The sequence below is a fragment of the Caenimonas aquaedulcis genome (assembly GCF_015831345.1).
In the GTDB taxonomy this organism is placed as follows: Bacteria; Pseudomonadota; Gammaproteobacteria; order Burkholderiales; family Burkholderiaceae_C; genus Ramlibacter; species Ramlibacter aquaedulcis.
Genome location: NZ_JADWYS010000001.1, coordinates 1954932 through 1970781 on the forward strand (window position 1 = coordinate 1954932; position 15850 = coordinate 1970781).

Here is a 15850-nt window from a genome sequence, read left to right on the forward strand (position 1 = left end):
GCCCGTCAATCCCCGAACACCCGCGAGTGCAGCCGCCTCAGCGACCACCACACCGCCAGCGCCACCACGGGAATCGCGCACGCCGCCGTGCTCTCCGCGCTCCAGGGCCAGCCGATGGCATGCGCGCCCTTGGCAAGGTAGCTCACCAGCCCGACGATGTAATAGGTGATGGCCGCGACCGACAGGCCCTCGACCGTGGCCTGCAACTTGAGCTGCAGGCCCTGCCGCGTGTTCATCGCGGCCAGCAGCGCCTGGCTGCTTTGCTGCTGCTCGATCTCCACGCGCGTGCGCAAGAGGTTGCTGATGCGCGAGACGCGCTGCGACAGCGCGTCCTGCCGGCGCGTCGCCCACTCGCAGGTCGCGCGCGCCGGGGACAGGCGCCTGTCCATGAATTCACCGATGGTCTGCAGCGTGCCGAGGCGCGCCTCGCCGATGTCGGCGATGCGCCGGTCCACCAGCTCGAAATAAGCCGAGCTCGCCGAGAAGCGCGAATGCGTCGCGGCGTACTGGCTCTCGACCTGGCCCGCCAGCTTGGTGAGGCGGTCCAGCAGTTGCGGCTCCTCGTGACGCCCGGCATTGCGGATGGCCCCGGCGAGTTCGGCAAGCTCCCGCTCGGCATAGGCGAGCACCGACGCGGCTTCGCGCGCGGCCGGCAAGCCGAGCAGCGCCGCCATGCGGTAGGTGTCGATCTCCAGCAGGCGCTGCACCAGCCGCCCGAGGCGCCGATGTGTCACGCTGCCCGTGAGCAGCACCATGCGCGAGAACCCGTCGGGGTGCAGCGCGAAATCGGTGTAGACCTCGCCCAGCCCCTCGGCGACGGTGGAGGCGACCAGCGTGTCCTCGTGCAGCACGTTCCTGGCGAGCGACGCGCCGGTCACGGCTTTGGCCGGGAGCACCCACAGGTGCAGGCTTGCGAGGCACTGCCCGGGCAGGCCGGCCAGCCAGTCCTCGGGCACGGCGTCGAGGGCCGTGTCCGGGTCGCGGTCGCCGAATCCCTGCGCGTCGTACGGGCGCGAGAAGGTCCAGGTGACGAATTCCGTGTGCAGTTCCCAGCGCAGGCGAAAGGCGCCCACGTCCATGCGCAGGTGCGTCGAATCCGCGTCGGGCAGCGGCAGGTGGTGGTCGCGCAGCAGGTCCGCCAGGTGCGCGCGGCTCGCCTCGCGGTCCTCCGTGCCGCCGGCCATCACGATGTGCGACAGCGCGAGCGGCACCTGCATCGCCTCGGGCGGCCGGGCGTGGATCTCGTTGTGCAGCGCGATGCGCTGCGGGTGGCTTTTCGTCAGCATACGGTCCCTCTGGCGCCATTGTCGCGCTAAAAAAAAGCCGCCCGAAGGCGGCTTTTTGCGGAAGGAGCCCTGGCGTCAATCCTCGACGAAAGCCTCTTCGCGCTTGGCCTTGATCGACGGCAGCGCCACGATGATCACCAGCAGCAGCGCGGCAGCCAGGAGACCGGCCGACAGCGGGCGCGTGACGAACACGCTCCAGTCGCCGCGCGACAGCAGCAGCGCGCGCCGCAGGTTCTCCTCCATCATCGGGCCGAGGATGAAGCCGAGCAGCAGCGGCGCGGGTTCGCATCCGAGCTTGATGAAGGCGTAGCCGACCACGCCGAAGATGCCGACCATCCACACGTCGAAGGTGTTGTTGTTGGTGGAATACACGCCGATCGCGCAGAACAGGACGATGGCGGGGAACAGCCAGCGGTAAGGCACCGTCAGCAGCTTGATCCACATGCCGATCAGCGGCAGGTTCAGGATGATGAGCATCAGGTTGCCCAGCCACATCGACACGATGAGGCCCCAAAACAGCTGCGGGTTGCTGGTCATCACCTGCGGGCCCGGCTGGATGTTGTGGATCGTCATCGCGCCCACCATCAGCGCCATCACGGCGTTGGGCGGGATGCCCAGCGTGAGCAGCGGGATGAAGGACGTCTGCGCGCCGGCGTTGTTGGCCGACTCGGGCGCCGCCACACCGCGGATGTTGCCCTTGCCGAACGGCACTTCGCCGGGTTGCAGCTTGGTCTTCTTTTCCACCGTGTAGGCGGCGAAGGCGGCCAGCAGCGCGCCGCCGCCGGGCAGGATGCCCAGCGCGGAGCCCAGGGCCGTGCCGCGCAGCACGGCGGGAATCATGCGCTTGAAGTCTTCCTTGGTGGGGAACAGGCCCTTCACCTTGCCCGTGAAGACCTCGCGGTGCTCGGCGGACTTGGAGAGGTTGCTGATGATCTCGCCATACCCGAACACGCCCATGGCGATGGTGATGAAGCCGATGCCGTCGGTGAGCTCAGGAATGTCGAACGAGTAGCGCGCGACGCCGGAATTCACATCGGTGCCGATCAGGCCGAGCAGCAGGCCCAGCACGATCATCGCGATGGCCTTGATGAGCGAGCCGGATGCCAGCACCACCGCACCGATCAGGCCCAGGATCATCAGCGAGAAGTATTCGGCGGGACCGAACTTGAACGCGACTTCGGTCAGGGGCGCGGCGAAAGCCGCGAGGATCAGCGTGCCGACGCAGCCGGCGAAGAACGAGCCCAGGCCCGCCGCCGCCAGCGCCGGGCCGGCCCGCCCCTGCCGCGCCATCTGGTAGCCGTCGATCACGGTCACCACCGACGAGGATTCCCCCGGCAGGTTCACCAGGATGGCGGTGGTGGAGCCGCCGTATTGCGCGCCGTAGTAGATGCCGGCCAGCATGATCAGCGCCGACACGGGCGGCAGCGCGTACGTGGCGGGCAGCAGCATCGCGATGGTGGCCACCGGGCCGATGCCGGGCAGCACGCCGATCAGCGTGCCCAGCAGGCAGCCGATGAAGCAATACAGCAGGTTGATCGGGGTGAAAGCGACGCCGAAGCCGATCGCGAGGTTGGAGATGAGATCCATTTTCTTGATCCTTGTTTCAGCCCGTGATGAACGAGGGCCACACCTGGAACTGCAGTTTCAGGAGGACGATGAACGCAAGGTAGCTGCCGATGGCCAGGAGGGTCGCCAGGACGATGTTTTCCTTGAAACTGAATTCGTCGCCGGCGAGGCTGGCGATGAAGGTCAGTGCGTAGATGCCGACGATCATGCCCATGGCGGGCAGCTTGATGCTCGGCAGTCCGCCCAGCAGGATGCCGAACACCAGGTTGGCCGCGATGATGAAGCCCAGCGGCCGCCACGCCCAAGACCCGATCTTCTCGCCATCCTCGGTTTCCACCACCAGCGATTCGAAGACGATGAAGCCCCCGAGGCCCGTGAGCAGGATGCCCAGCATCAGCGGGAAGTACCCGGGCCCCATGCGGGCGCCCTCGCCGATGTTGTAGGTAGTGGCGCCCCACGCGAAGGCGATGCCGACCGTCATGAACATGAGGCCGGAAAAGAAGTCTTGCTGACTCTTGATTTTCACGGTGTTGTCTCCTCGGGAAGGATTTCGATGGCGCATTGTGGGTGCAATCTCGCGGCCCACCGTTGTGGGTTACACCTACAGCTTCCGGTCAGGCCGCAGTTAGGCCCCACTCAGCCTGGGACCGGATTTCAATCCAGCGGCGGGGTCGCCGTCAACACTTCTTCCAGTGTCGTGAGCCCTTCGGCGACCCGCAATGCACCAGCAAGGCGCAGCGGGCGCATGCCGTCGGTGACCGCCTGCTTGCGCAGCGCATCCATGCCCGGCTCCTGGCCGAGCTTCTGCTTGAAGGCGTCGCTGACGGTCAGCAGTTCGTACAGCCCCATGCGGCCCATGAAGCCGGTCATCCGGCAATCCACGCAACCCACGGGCTTGTAGGGCGTGTAGCCGCCGTTGATCTTCCAGGGCTTGATGGCTGCGTCCAGCGCTTCGCGCGACGCTTCGTCGTCGGGCTGGCGGCACTGCTTGCACAGCGTCCGCACGAGGCGCTGCGCGAGCACGCCCAGCATGGTGGCATTGATGAGGTAGGCCGGCACGCCGAGCTCCATCAGGCGCGTGATCGCCGAGGGCGCGTCGTTCGTGTGCAGCGTGGAGAAGACGAGGTGGCCCGTGAGCGCCGCCTGCACCGCCATCTCCGCGGTTTCCAGGTCGCGGATTTCGCCGACCATGAGGATGTCCGGGTCCTGCCGCATCAGCGCACGCAGCCCTTCCGCGAACCCGAAGTCCAGCTGTGGCTGCACCTGCGTCTGGTTGAAGGCCGGCTCGATCATCTCGATCGGGTCTTCCACCGTGCTCACGTTCACCTCCTCGGTGGCGAGGCGCTTGAGCGTCGAATAGAGCGTGCTGGTCTTGCCGGAGCCGGTCGGCCCGGTCACGAGGACGATGCCGTGCGGGCGCTTCACCAGCGCCTCCCAGCGCGCGGCGTCGTGCTGCGCGAAGCCGAGCGCATCGAGGTCCTTCACCGCGGTGTCGGGGTCGAAGATGCGCATCACCATCTTCTCGCCGAATGCGGTGGGCAAGGTGGAAAGGCGCATCTCGATCTCGTCGCCGCGCGGGTTGCGCGTCTTGATGCGGCCGTCCTGCGGGCGGCGCTTCTCGACCACGTCCATGCGGCCGAGCAGCTTGATGCGCGCCGTCATCGCATTGAGCACGCCCAGGGGCATCTGGTAGACCGGGTGGAGGATGCCGTCGATGCGGAAGCGGATCACGCCCTGCTCGCGCCGCGGCTCCAGGTGGATGTCGCTCGCGCGCTGGTCGAAGGCGTAGGTCCACAGCCAGTCGACCACCTGCACCACGCCCTGGTCGTTCGCGTCGAGCTGCTTGTTTGTCTTGTTGAGTTCGACGAGCTGCTCGAAGCTCGCGGCGCCCGCGTTGCCCCCGGCCTTCTGCGCCGCGCGCACCGACTTGGCCAGGGCGAAGAATTCCGCCGTGTAGCGGTGGATGTCCACCGGGTTGGCGACGACCCGCCGCACGCTGCGGCGCGACTGGCGCTCCACCTCCGCGACCCAGTCGGTGATGAAGGGTTCGGCCGTCGCGACCACCACTTCGGCGGCCGTCACCTGCACCGGCAGCACGCGATGCCGCTCGGCGTAGGCCGCGCTCATGGTGTCCGCGACCTTGCCCACGTCGACCTTGAGCGGGTCGATGCGCAGGTGGTCCAGCCCCGCGCGCGCCGCCAGCCACTGGGTGAGGGTCTCGATGTCCAGCGGCTTGCCGTCGCTCGCGCGAGCCATCGCGACGGCGGCGAGCCGCACCAGCGGATGCTGCGCGCTCTCGGCCTGGGAGCAGCGCGCGATCGTGCGCCGCGCTTCGTCGGGAGAGATCATCGCGTCGTGGCTCAGCCACTCGACGAGGCGGCGCCAGTCGATGGGACCGTGGTGCGGCGTGCGGGCGGCGGGGATGACTTTGGGTTTGGCGGCGGTGCTCATGCGTCGGCGGAGGTGGCGGGCTTGAACACGCGCAACCACTTGCGTGCGGGAAGGCCCCAACGAGTTTCGATGGTTTCGGCGCGTTCGGCAAGCTCCCCGCGCACCGGGTGTTGCGGCTCGCGCAGGGCGAGCACGATGGTGTTGCCTTCGCGCGTGGGCCGGAAGGCCCAGACCGCGTCGGCGCCGAAGGCCGCCACGATCTTCGCGAGGCTCTCCGGATAGCTCGACGAGCGCCCGAAGAGGTTCACCGTCATGCAGCCGTCCCCGGTCAGGAGCGCGCGGCAGTCGGCATAGAACTCCGCGCTGTCCAGCACCGGCGCGGCCGCCTCGTGGTCGTAGAGATCCACCTGCAGCGCATCGACCTGCCCGCGCCAGTGCGCGTGCGCGGCAACTTCCGCCGCGTCGCCGAGCACGACGGAGAGCTTCGCGTCGTCCGCCGGCAGCTTGAACCAGAGGCGGCATGCGGCCACGACTTGCGGGTTCAGCTCGATGGCGGTCGTCTTCATCCGCAGCTTGCGCCGGCAGAACTTGGTGAGCGCGGCGGACCCGAGGCCCAGCTGCATCGCGTGGCGCGACGCCACCGATGCGGGCTCGACGAAGAGCAGCCAGGCCATCATCCGCTGCACGTACTCGAGGTGGATGTCGAAGGGCTTGTCCAGCCACATCGACCCCTGCACCCACTCGGTGCCCAGGTGCAGGTAGCGGACGTCGCCGTGGTCGGAGAAGTTGACTTCGGGGAGTGCGGGCGGACTATGTTTCACTGGCGCGCATTATCGGAGAATGCCGGCTGTCCAAAGCAGCGGAGCGAAGATGAATACGGAAGTCATGTGGAGTTTCCTCGGCACGCAGGGTGTCGATTTCGGGCTGAAGGTGCTGGGCGCGATCGCCGTCTGGATCGTGGGCCGATGGGTGATCGGATGGATTCGCCGCCTCGCGCTCGCGGCGCTCAAGCGCGGCCGGCACATCGACGCGACGCTCGCGGGCTATCTCAGCGCCGCGTTGTCGATGGGCCTGAACATCCTGCTCGTGCTGGCGGTGCTGGAGGTCTTCGGGGTGAAGACCACCTCGTTCGCCGCCCTCCTCGCCGGCGCGGGCATCGCGATCGGCACCGCGTGGGGCGGGCTGCTCACGCACTTCGCCGCCGGCATCTTCCTGCAGGTGCTGCGGCCCTACAAGCTGGGCGACCACGTGATCATCGGCGGCGTCAACGGCAAGGTGACGGAGCTGGGCCTCTTCGGCACGACGCTCGTCATGGGCGACGGCGTGGTCGCGCTGGTGGGCAACAACAAGGTGCTGTCGGACACGATCCAGAATTTCAGCACCCTCCCCGCGCGCCGCGTGGACACCACCGCCAAGGTCGCGAACAGCGTGGACGTGCACGATGCGATCGCGCGCCTGAAGACAGCGCTGGAAAAGATCCCCAACGTGTCGAAAGACCCGGCGCCCGAAGTGCAGATCCTGCAGTTCACGCCTGAAGGCCCGCTGCTGGCGGTGCGGCCGTACACGCATACGGACAACTACTGGCAGGTGTACTTCGACACGCACAAGGCGATCGTCGACACCTTCGGCGCCGCGGGCTACCCGGTGCCGGAAACGCCGACGGTGCAGCGGGCGCTGGCCGACATGAAATAGCTCCACGGTCAAAGCCTGCCCAGCTCCACCACCTGTGCCAGCTTGGGCAGCGCCTCGACCGCATTCCTGGACGTAGCCGCCGCCAGTTCCTCCACCTCGATTCCCCGCAACGACGCCAGCTCAGCCGCGATGCGCGGCAATTCCGCCGGTTCGTTGCGGCCCTGCGGCTGCCCCTGCGCGCGCTCGTCGGCCGTCCTGTAAAGCCAGTGCGGGGGGATGTCGGGCGAATCGGTTTCCATCACGATCGATTCCAGCGGCAATTCCGCGGCGAGCCGGCGGATCTGCAACGCGCGGTCGAAGGTCACCGTGCCGCCGAAGCCCAGCTTGAAGCCCAGGCGGATGAATTCGTTCGCCTGTTGTGCGCTGCCGTTGAACGCATGCGCGATGCCCCGCACGCCACCCGCGCGCAGGTGCTTGAGCAGCTTGTCCGCCGAGCGCCGCACATGCAGCAACACCGGAAGGCCGTGCCGCCGCGCGAGGTCGAGCTGCGCGGCATAGAACTTCTCCTGCCGCGCCGGATCGAGCCCGGGAACGAAATAATCCAGGCCGATCTCCCCGACGGCGACCAGGCGCGGATCGCCCGCCGCCGCCGCGAGCGCGCGATCGAGCGTCTCGATGTCTTCGTCGCGCGCATCGCCCGTGCACAGCGGATGGATGCCGAGCGCGTAGCTGTCGCCGTGCGCATGTGCGAGCTCGCACACCGCCGTGAAATTCGACACGGCCACGGCCGGCAGGATGCAATGCACCACGCCGGCGCGCGACGCGCGCGCGCGCATGGCGGCCGTGTCGGCGGCGAACTCCAGCGCGTCCAGGTGGCAATGGGTGTCGATCCATGCGGGCATGCGCCCATCATGCCCGCATGACGGGCGCGGGGTCACGCACGTGCATGCGGGCGCAAACCGTGATACCGTGTCATTTCACTCTCGCGATCTTGTTTTCGATAGGTGAACGCATGCGAAGGCCAGCTCTCTACAGCTCCAGCCGACCGGACCGCTCCGCCCAGGCGCAGGTTCCCGAAGGCGAGGCTGCGCCGGTTCCGGCGGCTCCGGCCCGCCCCTCCCGCTTCGCCCATGCCGGCACGCGCTTGCTGTGGGCCGCGATCGTCCTGCTCGCCGCCGCGCTCGCCTTCAGCACCTGGCACAACCAGCACGGCAGCCAGCGCCGCCTCACGCAGGAAGACATCGACGCCGCGGTGCTCAAGACCCTCGAGAAGGAAACGCTTCCCTCCGAATACGCCAAGGCCTACGAAAACATCCTGCCTTCGGTCGTGCGGGTGGTGAGCTACGTGAAGAAGAGCCGGCTCAAGGATGAGTCCGAAAAGCCCAAGGCGGGCGCCAAGGCCACGCCCAAGCCCAAGCCCCTGGGCCCGGCCGTGCCGCCCGGAACCGCCACGCCCGCCGCGGAAGACGAGGAAGTCGAGCAGGGCGTGGGCACCGGCGTCGTCATCATCGACAAGGGCGTGATCCTCACCAACCTGCACGTCGTCTCCGGCGCGGACCGCATCAAGGTGATCTTCTCCGACGGCCTGGAAGCCTCGGCCACCGTCACCGGCGCGCAGCCGGAGAACGACCTCGCGGTGCTGCAGGCCTCGAAGATTCCAGACGACATGATCGCCGCCACCATGCGCTCCACCGCGGACCTGCGTCCCGGCGACAAGGTGATGGCCGTGGGCTTTCCCTTCGGCATCGGGCCGTCCGCCTCCGGCGGCGTGGTGTCCGGCCTGAAACGCGCGTTCCGCTCGCCCGAGGGCAAGCAGGAGATGAACAACCTGATCCAGTTCGACGCCGCCGCCAACCCCGGCAACTCCGGGGGGCCGCTGGTCACCATGGACGGGGAAGTCGTGGGCATCGTCACGGCCATCCTGAACCCGACCTCGGCGCGCACCTTCCTCGGCATCGGCTTTGCCGTGCCGATCGAGAACGCCGCCACCGCCGCCGGCCTGCCGCCGTTCTGACGGCCACGCCATACCCATTTCTTTCGCAAGGACCACCGCCTCCATGGAACCCACCACACGCCAGGACAGCGACACCGCCCAGCTGATGGAGCAGATCCTCTACGAGGTCAAGCGCGTCGTGGTCGGGCAGGACCGATTCCTCGAACGCGTGATGGTCGCGATCCTCGCGCAGGGGCACCTGCTCGTGGAAGGCGTGCCGGGCCTGGCCAAGACGCTCACCGTGAAGACGCTGGCGAGCACGGTCCGCGGGCAATTCAAGCGCATCCAGTTCACTCCCGACCTCGTTCCCGCGGACCTCGTGGGCACGCGCATCTACAACCAGAAGACGGGCGACTTCAGCACTGCGCTCGGCCCGGTGTTCACCAACCTGCTGCTGGCCGACGAGATCAACCGCGCCCCCGCGAAGGTGCAGAGCGCGCTGCTGGAGGTGATGCAGGAGCGGCAGGTGACGATCGCCGGCGAGACGCACAAGGTGCCCAGCCCCTTCCTCGTGATGGCCACGCAGAACCCGATCGAGACCGAAGGCACCTACCCCCTTCCCGAGGCGCAGGTGGACCGCTTCATGATGAAGGTGCTCGTCGACTACCCGACCGACGAGGAGGAATTCGTGATCGTCGAACGCGTCACCGGCCCGGCGGTCGAGGTGAGCGCGGTCGCGACGACCGAGCAGCTCGCCGCGCTGCAGCGCGAGTGCCGGCGCGTCTACGTGGACCCGTCGCTCGTGCAATACGCGGTGCGGCTCGTGTCCGCGACGCGCGATCCCGACAAGCATGGGCTCAAGGAGATCGGCAAATACCTCACCTTCGGCGCGAGCCCCCGCGCGACGATCAACCTGACCGAAGGCGCGCGCGCCCTGGCGATGCTGCGCGGCCGCACCTACGCGCTGCCTGAAGACATGACCGACCTCGTGCCCGACGTGCTGCGCCACCGCCTGGTGATGTCCTACGAAGCGCTGTCGGAGGGCCTGTCCGCCGATGCGCTCGTCGCGAAGATCATGGCCAAGATTCCCTCACCGCCGAAGCCGCTCGAACATGAAAAGCTGGTGGCGTAGAACTTCGCGGAGCGGGGACGCGGTGCCGGGCGCCGCGCCCGCGAGCGCGCCGGTGCCGGGCGCGGAGACGGTGCTGCGCCGGCTGGAGTGGACCGTCATCCGGCGGCTCGACGGCCTGCTGCAGGGCAACTACCGCACGCTGATGCGCGGCAGCGGCCTGGACCTCGCCGACCTGCGCGAATACCAGCACCACGACGACGTGCGCCACATCGACTGGAACGTCACCGCGCGACTGCAGGTGCCGCACGTGCGCGTCTTCACGGAAGACCGCGAGATGGCCGCCTGGTTCCTCGTGGACCTCAGCCCCTCGGTGGACTTCGGCTCGGGCGAGCAGCGCAAGCGCGGCGTGTCGGCGGAATTCGTCGCCGTCATCGCGCGGCTGCTCACGCGCCACGGCAACCGCGTCGGCGCCATGCTCTACGGCAGCGGCGTGGACACCGTCATCCCCACGCGCGGCGGCCGCCGGCATGTGCTGCACGTGCTGCACAGCCTCCAGGCCCGGCCCGCGGCGGCCGAAAGCGGCGTCACGCGCCTTTCCGACCTCCTCGAATCGGCGGCCGGCACGATCAAGCGCCGCTCCACCGTGTTCGTGGTCTCCGACTTCATCAGCGAACCCGGCTGGGAACGCCCGCTCGCCCTGCTCGCGCAACGGCACGAGGTGGTGGCGGTGCGCGTGCTCGATCCGCTGGAACTCGAGCTGCCCGACCTCGGCCTGCTCACCATCCGCGATTCCGAAACCGGCGAGCAGCTGCTCGTGGACACGCACGACGCGGGCTTTCGCAAGCGCTTCGCGCGCGTCGCCGCGCAGCGCGAAGCCGAGCTGCGCGAATCCTTCGTCAAGGCCGGCGTCGACGCGCTCGAGCTGTCCACCGACGGCGACCTGGTCGACGCGGTCGTGCGCTTCGCGGACATGCGCAAGCGCCGCATCCGCCTGGCCGCCGGCGGCGGGCTGCCGCATCACCTGAGGCGCGCCGCATGAGCCGCCGGGCCGCTCCCAAGGCGAATACCGCAGCTCGCGGAGCGGAGGTTTTCCCGTGAACTTTCTCTGGCCCGAATTCCTGTGGCTGCTGCTGGCACTGCCCGTGCTCGTGCTGCTGTACGTCTGGCTGCTGCGGCGCAAGAAGAAGATGGCGCTGCGCTACGCGTCGCTCTCGATCGTGCGCGAGGCGATGGGCGCGGGGCAGACCGTGCGCCGGCACATCCCGCCTGCGCTCTTCCTGCTCGCGATGGCCGCGATGCTCATCGCGGCCGCGCGCCCGGTGGCGGTCGTCACCCTGCCGTCGAACCAGCAGACCATCATCCTCGCGATGGACGTCTCGGGCAGCATGCGCGCGACCGACGTGCAGCCCAGCCGCATCGTCGCCGCGCAGAACGCCGCCAAGTCCTTCATCAGCGAGCTGCCGCGCAACGTGAAGGTCGGCATCGTCGCCTTCGCCGGCTCGGCGCAGGTGGCGCAGCTGCCCACGGTGAACCGCGAAGACCTCGTCACCGCGATCGACCGCTTCCAGCTGCAGCGCGCCACGGCCACGGGCAACGCGATCGTGATTTCGCTGGCGACCCTCTTTCCCGATGCGGGCATCGACCTGCAATCGCTGCAGTCGGGCCGCGAGCGCCAGCGCGGCTTCGCGATCGACGGCGACAAGAAGGAAAAGAAGGACTTCGTGCCCGTCGCACCGGGCTCGTACACGTCCGCCGCGATCATCATGCTCACCGACGGCCAGCGCACCACCGGCGTGGACCCGCTGGAGGCCGCGAAGCTCGCCGCGGACCGGGGCGTGCGCGTCTACACCGTGGGCATCGGCACCGTGGACGGCGAGACCATCGGCTTCGAGGGCTGGTCGATGCGCGTGCGGCTGGACGAGGAAACCCTGAAAGCGATCGCCAACAAGACGAGCGCGGAGTACTACTACGCCGGCACCGCCGGCGACCTGAAGAAGGTCTACGAGACCCTGAGCTCGCGCCTGACCGTGGAGAAAAAGGAAACCGAAATCTCCGCATTGCTTGCCATGGCCGCCGCCGTGCTCGCGCTGCTGTCGGCCGGCCTGTCGCTCCTATGGTTCAACCGGATCCTGTAGCGCCCCAGAGCCTGCCGCGCGGGGCGGCTGCCCAACTGGCGCAGCTGCACAGGGAAGGACGCCACGCAGACCTCGAGGCCGCCACCCGGCGGCTCGTCGCGGCCCACCCGAAGGAAGGCTTCCTGTGGAAGGCGCTCGGCGTCGCGTGCGCCGCGCTCGGCAAACCGCAGGAGGCGCTGGAGGCGAAGCGGCGCGCGGTGCAGTTGCTGCCGCGCGACGGCGAGGCGCGCTACAACCTCGCCAATGCGCTGGTGCAGGCCGGGCAGCTCGAAGAGGCGATCGCCTGCATCGAACAGGCCGTGCCGCTTTTGCGCGAGCCGGCCGATGCGCTCAACCACCTGGGCAACCTGCTGCGCGACGCGCACCGCATGCCCGAGGCGCGGCGGCGCTACGAGGAGGCGATCTCGCACCGGCCGGACTTCGCGGAGGCGCACAGCAACCTCGGCAACACGCTGTCCGACCTCGGCGACGTGAGCGGTGCGGAGCGGCACTACCTGCGGGCGCTGGCGCTGCAGCCGAACCGGGGCGCGATCCACAGCAACCTGGGCAACCTGCTGAAGGAACAAGGCCGCCACGCCGAAGCGCAGGCCGCGTACCGCAGCGCCGTCGAACTCGACCCCGGATTCGCCGGCGCGCGCAGCAACCTGCTGCTGGCGCTGAACCACGACCCCTCGGTCACGCCCTCCGATTTCAAGGCGGCGGCCATGGCGTTCGGCCGCTTCGCCTCCAAGCGCGCCCGCGGCATCCCGTTCACCGTCCAGGGCGAAGTCCCGGCGCGCCGCCCGCTGCGCGTGGGCTTCGTGAGCGGCGACCTGCGCCAGCACCCGGTCGGCTATTTCCTGGAGGGCCTGCTCGAGCACCTCGACCCGGCCGAAGTGACGGCGTACGCCTATCCCACGGTGATGCGGCGCGATTCGCTCAGCGACAGCATGCGCCCGTACTTCGCGCAGTGGCGCGAGATCGCGCGGCTGGACGACGAAGCCGCGGCACGGCTGATCCATGCCGACGGCATCGACGTGCTGATCGACCTTGCCGGGCACACCGCGTACAACCGCCTCTGCGTGTTCGCGTACCGGCCCGCGCCCATCCAGGCCACCTGGCTCGGGTACTTCGCGACGACGGGCGTCGAGCAGATGGACTGGCTGCTGGCCGACGCGGCGAGCATCGCGCCGGGCGAGGAGACGCACTACACCGAGCGCATCGGGCTGCTGCCGCGCACGCGCCTGTGCTTCCGGCCGCCGGGCGATGCGCCCCCCGTGGCGGCACTGCCCGCGCTCGCCAACGGCCACATCACCTTCGGCAGCTTCCAGAACCTCGGCAAGATCGGCGACGCGGTCCTGGCGGCCTGGTCGCGCGCGATGCGGGCCGTGCCCGGTTCGCACCTGCGCCTGCAGAACGGGCAGCTCGGCGACGCCGGCGCGCGCGAGCAGCTGATGCGGCGCCTGCGGGCCGCGGGAATCGACGACGGCCGCGTCGCGATGCACGGGCGCACGTCGCGGCTCGCGTACCTGCGGGCGCATTCCAAGGTCGACATGATCCTCGACACCTTCCCCTACCCGGGCGGCACGACCACCTGCGAGGCGCTGTGGATGGGCGTGCCCACCCTCACGCTCGCGGGCGACCGCATGCTGTCGCGCCAGGGCGCAAGCCTGCTGCATGCGGCCGGGCTCGATGGGTGGATCGCGAAGGACGAGGGCGACTACCTGCAAAAGGCGCAGGCGTTCTGCTCGGACATCCACGCGCTCGCGAAGCTGCGGGGCGGTTTGCGGGAGCGGGTGGCGGGCACGCCGCTCTTCGACGCGGCCCTGTTCGCGCGCGACTTCACGCAGGCGCTGCGCGAGATGGCGCTGGCGCGCTAGACCAGCGATCCGCTGTTGAGCCGCAGCTGCCGGCCGCAGCGCGCGGCCAGCGTCTCGTCGTGCGTCACCATCACGAACGCCGTGCCGCGCTCGCGCGCGAGCTTGAGCATCAGGTCGAACACGATGTCGGCGGTGCCGCGGTCGAGGTTGCCGGTGGGCTCGTCCGCCATCACGCAGGCCGGGTTCGCGACCAGCGCGCGCGCGATCGCGACGCGCTGGCGTTCACCGCCCGATAGCTCCGCCGGCCGGTGGCCGATGCGGTGGCCGAGGCCCACGGACTCCAGCGTCTGCTTCGCAACGCGCGCGCAATCTTCCGGCGAGTCGCGGCGGATGCGAAGCGGCATGCCGACGTTGTCCAGGGCGCTGAACTCAGGCAGCAAGTGGTGGAACTGGTAGACAAAGCCCAGGTGCCGGTTGCGCAGCTTGCCCTGCGCGGCGGCGTCCAGTCGCGTGAATTCGTGCCCCATCAGTTCGACAGTGCCCGAGGTGGGTGCGTCGAGGCCGCCGAGCAGGTGCAGCATCGTGCTCTTGCCCGAGCCGGACGCACCGACGATCGCGACCGTCTCGCCCTTGCGCACTTCGATGTCGACGCCACGCAGCACCTCGACGTCGAGTCCGCCTTCGCTGAAACGCTTGGTAAGCCCCTTGGCGCGCAGCACGTAGTCGCTCATCGGCTCACTCATAACGCAGGGCCTCCGCGGGGTTGACGCGGCTCGCGCGCCAGCTCGGATAGATCGTCGCCACGAAAGCGAGCACCAGCGAGATGACGGCGATCGGCAGGATGTCCGATCGCTGCGGGTCGCTGGGCATGCGGCTGATCAGGTAGATGTCCTTGGGCAGGAAGCTCGCGTGGAACAGTTGCTCCAGCGCCGGCACGATCACATCGATGTTGTAGGCGATCCCCAGGCCCAGCATCAGGCCGGCGAAGGTGCCGATGACGCCCACCGCGGCGCCCTGCACGACGAAGATCCCCATGATGCTGGCGGGGCTCGCGCCGAGCGTGCGCAGGATCGCGATGTCGGCGCGCTTGTCGGTCACCGTCATCACGAGCGTGCTCACGAGGTTGAACGCGGCCACGGCGACGATCAGGGTGAGGATGATGAACATCATGCGCTTTTCGACCTGCACCGCCGCGAACCAGGTCCGGTTCTGCCGCGTCCAGTCGCGGATCAGCACTTCGCCGGTGAGCGTGCGGCCCAGCTCGGCGGCCACCTCGGGCGCCTGGTGCAGGTCCTTGAGCTTCAGGCGGATGCCCGTCGGGCCTTCGTAGCGGAAGATTTTCGCCGCGTCGTCCTGGTGCAGCATCGCGAGCGCGCTGTCGTATTCGAAGTGGCCCGAATCGAAGGTGCCGACCACCGTCATCTGTTTCAGGCGCGGCACGACGCCGGCCGGGGTGACCTGGCCGCTGGGCGCGATCAGGGTGACCGGGTCGCCGGTGCGCACGCCGAGGGCCCGCGCGAGCTCGACGCCCAGCACCACGCCGAATTGGCCGGCCACCAGCTTGTCGAGCACCGGCTGCATGCTCGCGGCGATGTCGGTCACCTCGGCTTCATGCGCGGGGTCGATGCCGCGCACCATCACGCCGCGCATGTCCTCGCCCCGCGCGAGCAGGGCCTGGGCCGAGACGAAAGTTGCGGCGCCGACGACCTGCGGATTCTTCTTCGCCTCCGCGATCGTGCGATTCGCATCCGGCAGCATGCCCCCGCCGGGGCCGAACACTTCGATGTGCGACACCACGCCCAGCATCCGGTCGCGCACTTCCTTCTGGAAGCCGTTCATCACCGACAGCACGATGATGAGCGCCGCCACGCCCAGCGCGATGCCGAGCATGGACACGCCGGAGATGAAGGAGATGAAGCCGTTGCGCCGGGTGGCGCGGCCTGCGCGGGTGTAGCGCCAGCCCAGGGCCAGTTCGTAAGGGATTCGCATGGATGAGGGCAAGCCCTGCTTATTGTTGGGCCAGATTGTGGCATCCC

14 protein-coding genes are annotated in these 15850 nt (G+C 68.8%); 6 read left to right on the top strand and 8 right to left on the bottom strand.

The features are described 5' to 3' along the window. Nucleotides 1-5: 5 nt before the first annotated feature. The 5 genes from I5803_RS09425 to I5803_RS09445 form a co-directional block, all read right to left on the bottom strand. Complete coding sequence (locus tag I5803_RS09425; protein ID WP_196986112.1) at nucleotides 6-1286, bottom strand: DUF3422 family protein; 1281 nt, start codon at nucleotides 1284-1286, stop codon at nucleotides 6-8. 75 nt (nucleotides 1287-1361) lie between these two features. Further along, entirely contained in the window at nucleotides 1362-2873 is a 1512-nt protein-coding gene (locus I5803_RS09430) for a tripartite tricarboxylate transporter permease (protein ID WP_196986113.1), read from the bottom strand. A gap of 16 nt (nucleotides 2874-2889) precedes the next feature. After that, nucleotides 2890-3378: a tripartite tricarboxylate transporter TctB family protein gene (locus I5803_RS09435; protein ID WP_196986114.1), complete on the bottom strand. Its 489-nt coding sequence runs from the start codon at nucleotides 3376-3378 to the stop codon at nucleotides 2890-2892. Between the two features lie 128 nt (nucleotides 3379-3506). After that, nucleotides 3507-5303, bottom strand: a complete 1797-nt coding sequence (tfpB, locus tag I5803_RS09440; RefSeq protein WP_196986115.1) for a type IV pilus assembly ATPase TfpB — start codon at nucleotides 5301-5303, stop codon at nucleotides 3507-3509. Beyond that, a complete protein-coding gene (locus tag I5803_RS09445; protein ID WP_196986116.1) occupies nucleotides 5300-6064 on the bottom strand; it encodes a class I SAM-dependent methyltransferase in 765 nt (254 codons plus the stop codon). The genes tfpB and I5803_RS09445 overlap by 4 nt, the downstream gene beginning before the upstream one ends. A 49-nt stretch (nucleotides 6065-6113) precedes the next feature. Between I5803_RS09445 and I5803_RS09450 the strand changes: the two genes are divergently transcribed. Next, nucleotides 6114-6935 carry a mechanosensitive ion channel family protein gene (locus I5803_RS09450; RefSeq protein ID WP_196986117.1) on the top strand — a complete coding sequence of 274 codons (822 nt, stop codon included), beginning with the start codon at nucleotides 6114-6116 and terminating at the stop codon, nucleotides 6933-6935. 8 nt (nucleotides 6936-6943) lie between these two features. Here the strand turns inward: I5803_RS09450 and I5803_RS09455 are convergent, their stop codons facing one another. Continuing rightward, on the bottom strand, nucleotides 6944-7777 hold the full coding sequence (locus I5803_RS09455; RefSeq protein WP_196986118.1) for a TatD family hydrolase: 834 nt from the start codon (nucleotides 7775-7777) through the stop codon (nucleotides 6944-6946). A gap of 110 nt (nucleotides 7778-7887) precedes the next feature. On the opposite strand from I5803_RS09455, the gene I5803_RS09460 reads away from it, so the two are divergent. From I5803_RS09460 to I5803_RS09480, 5 genes are read left to right on the top strand one after another with little or no spacing between them, the layout of a single operon-like run. Next, on the top strand, nucleotides 7888-8889 hold the full coding sequence (locus tag I5803_RS09460; RefSeq protein ID WP_196986119.1) for a S1C family serine protease: 1002 nt from the start codon (nucleotides 7888-7890) through the stop codon (nucleotides 8887-8889). 43 nt (nucleotides 8890-8932) lie between these two features. After that, nucleotides 8933-9940 (top strand): AAA family ATPase, encoded by a 1008-nt coding sequence (locus tag I5803_RS09465; RefSeq protein WP_196986120.1) that lies wholly within the window; start codon nucleotides 8933-8935, stop codon nucleotides 9938-9940. Continuing rightward, on the top strand, nucleotides 9921-10919 hold the full coding sequence (locus I5803_RS09470) for a DUF58 domain-containing protein (protein ID WP_196986121.1): 999 nt from the start codon (nucleotides 9921-9923) through the stop codon (nucleotides 10917-10919). Before I5803_RS09465 ends, I5803_RS09470 begins: the two co-directional genes overlap by 20 nt. A gap of 55 nt (nucleotides 10920-10974) precedes the next feature. Further along, nucleotides 10975-12015, top strand: a complete 1041-nt coding sequence (locus I5803_RS09475) for a VWA domain-containing protein (protein WP_196986122.1) — start codon at nucleotides 10975-10977, stop codon at nucleotides 12013-12015. Further along, nucleotides 11994-13874: an O-linked N-acetylglucosamine transferase, SPINDLY family protein gene (locus tag I5803_RS09480; protein WP_196986123.1), complete on the top strand. Its 1881-nt coding sequence runs from the start codon at nucleotides 11994-11996 to the stop codon at nucleotides 13872-13874. Before I5803_RS09475 ends, I5803_RS09480 begins: the two co-directional genes overlap by 22 nt. Here I5803_RS09480 and lolD read toward each other — a convergent pair. Continuing rightward, nucleotides 13871-14557: a lipoprotein-releasing ABC transporter ATP-binding protein LolD gene (gene lolD, locus I5803_RS09485; protein ID WP_196986124.1), complete on the bottom strand. Its 687-nt coding sequence runs from the start codon at nucleotides 14555-14557 to the stop codon at nucleotides 13871-13873. The genes I5803_RS09480 and lolD overlap by 4 nt on opposite strands. Further along, nucleotides 14550-15803: a lipoprotein-releasing ABC transporter permease subunit gene (locus tag I5803_RS09490; RefSeq protein ID WP_196986125.1), complete on the bottom strand. Its 1254-nt coding sequence runs from the start codon at nucleotides 15801-15803 to the stop codon at nucleotides 14550-14552. The genes lolD and I5803_RS09490 overlap by 8 nt, the downstream gene beginning before the upstream one ends. Between the last annotated feature and the right edge of the window lie 47 nt (nucleotides 15804-15850).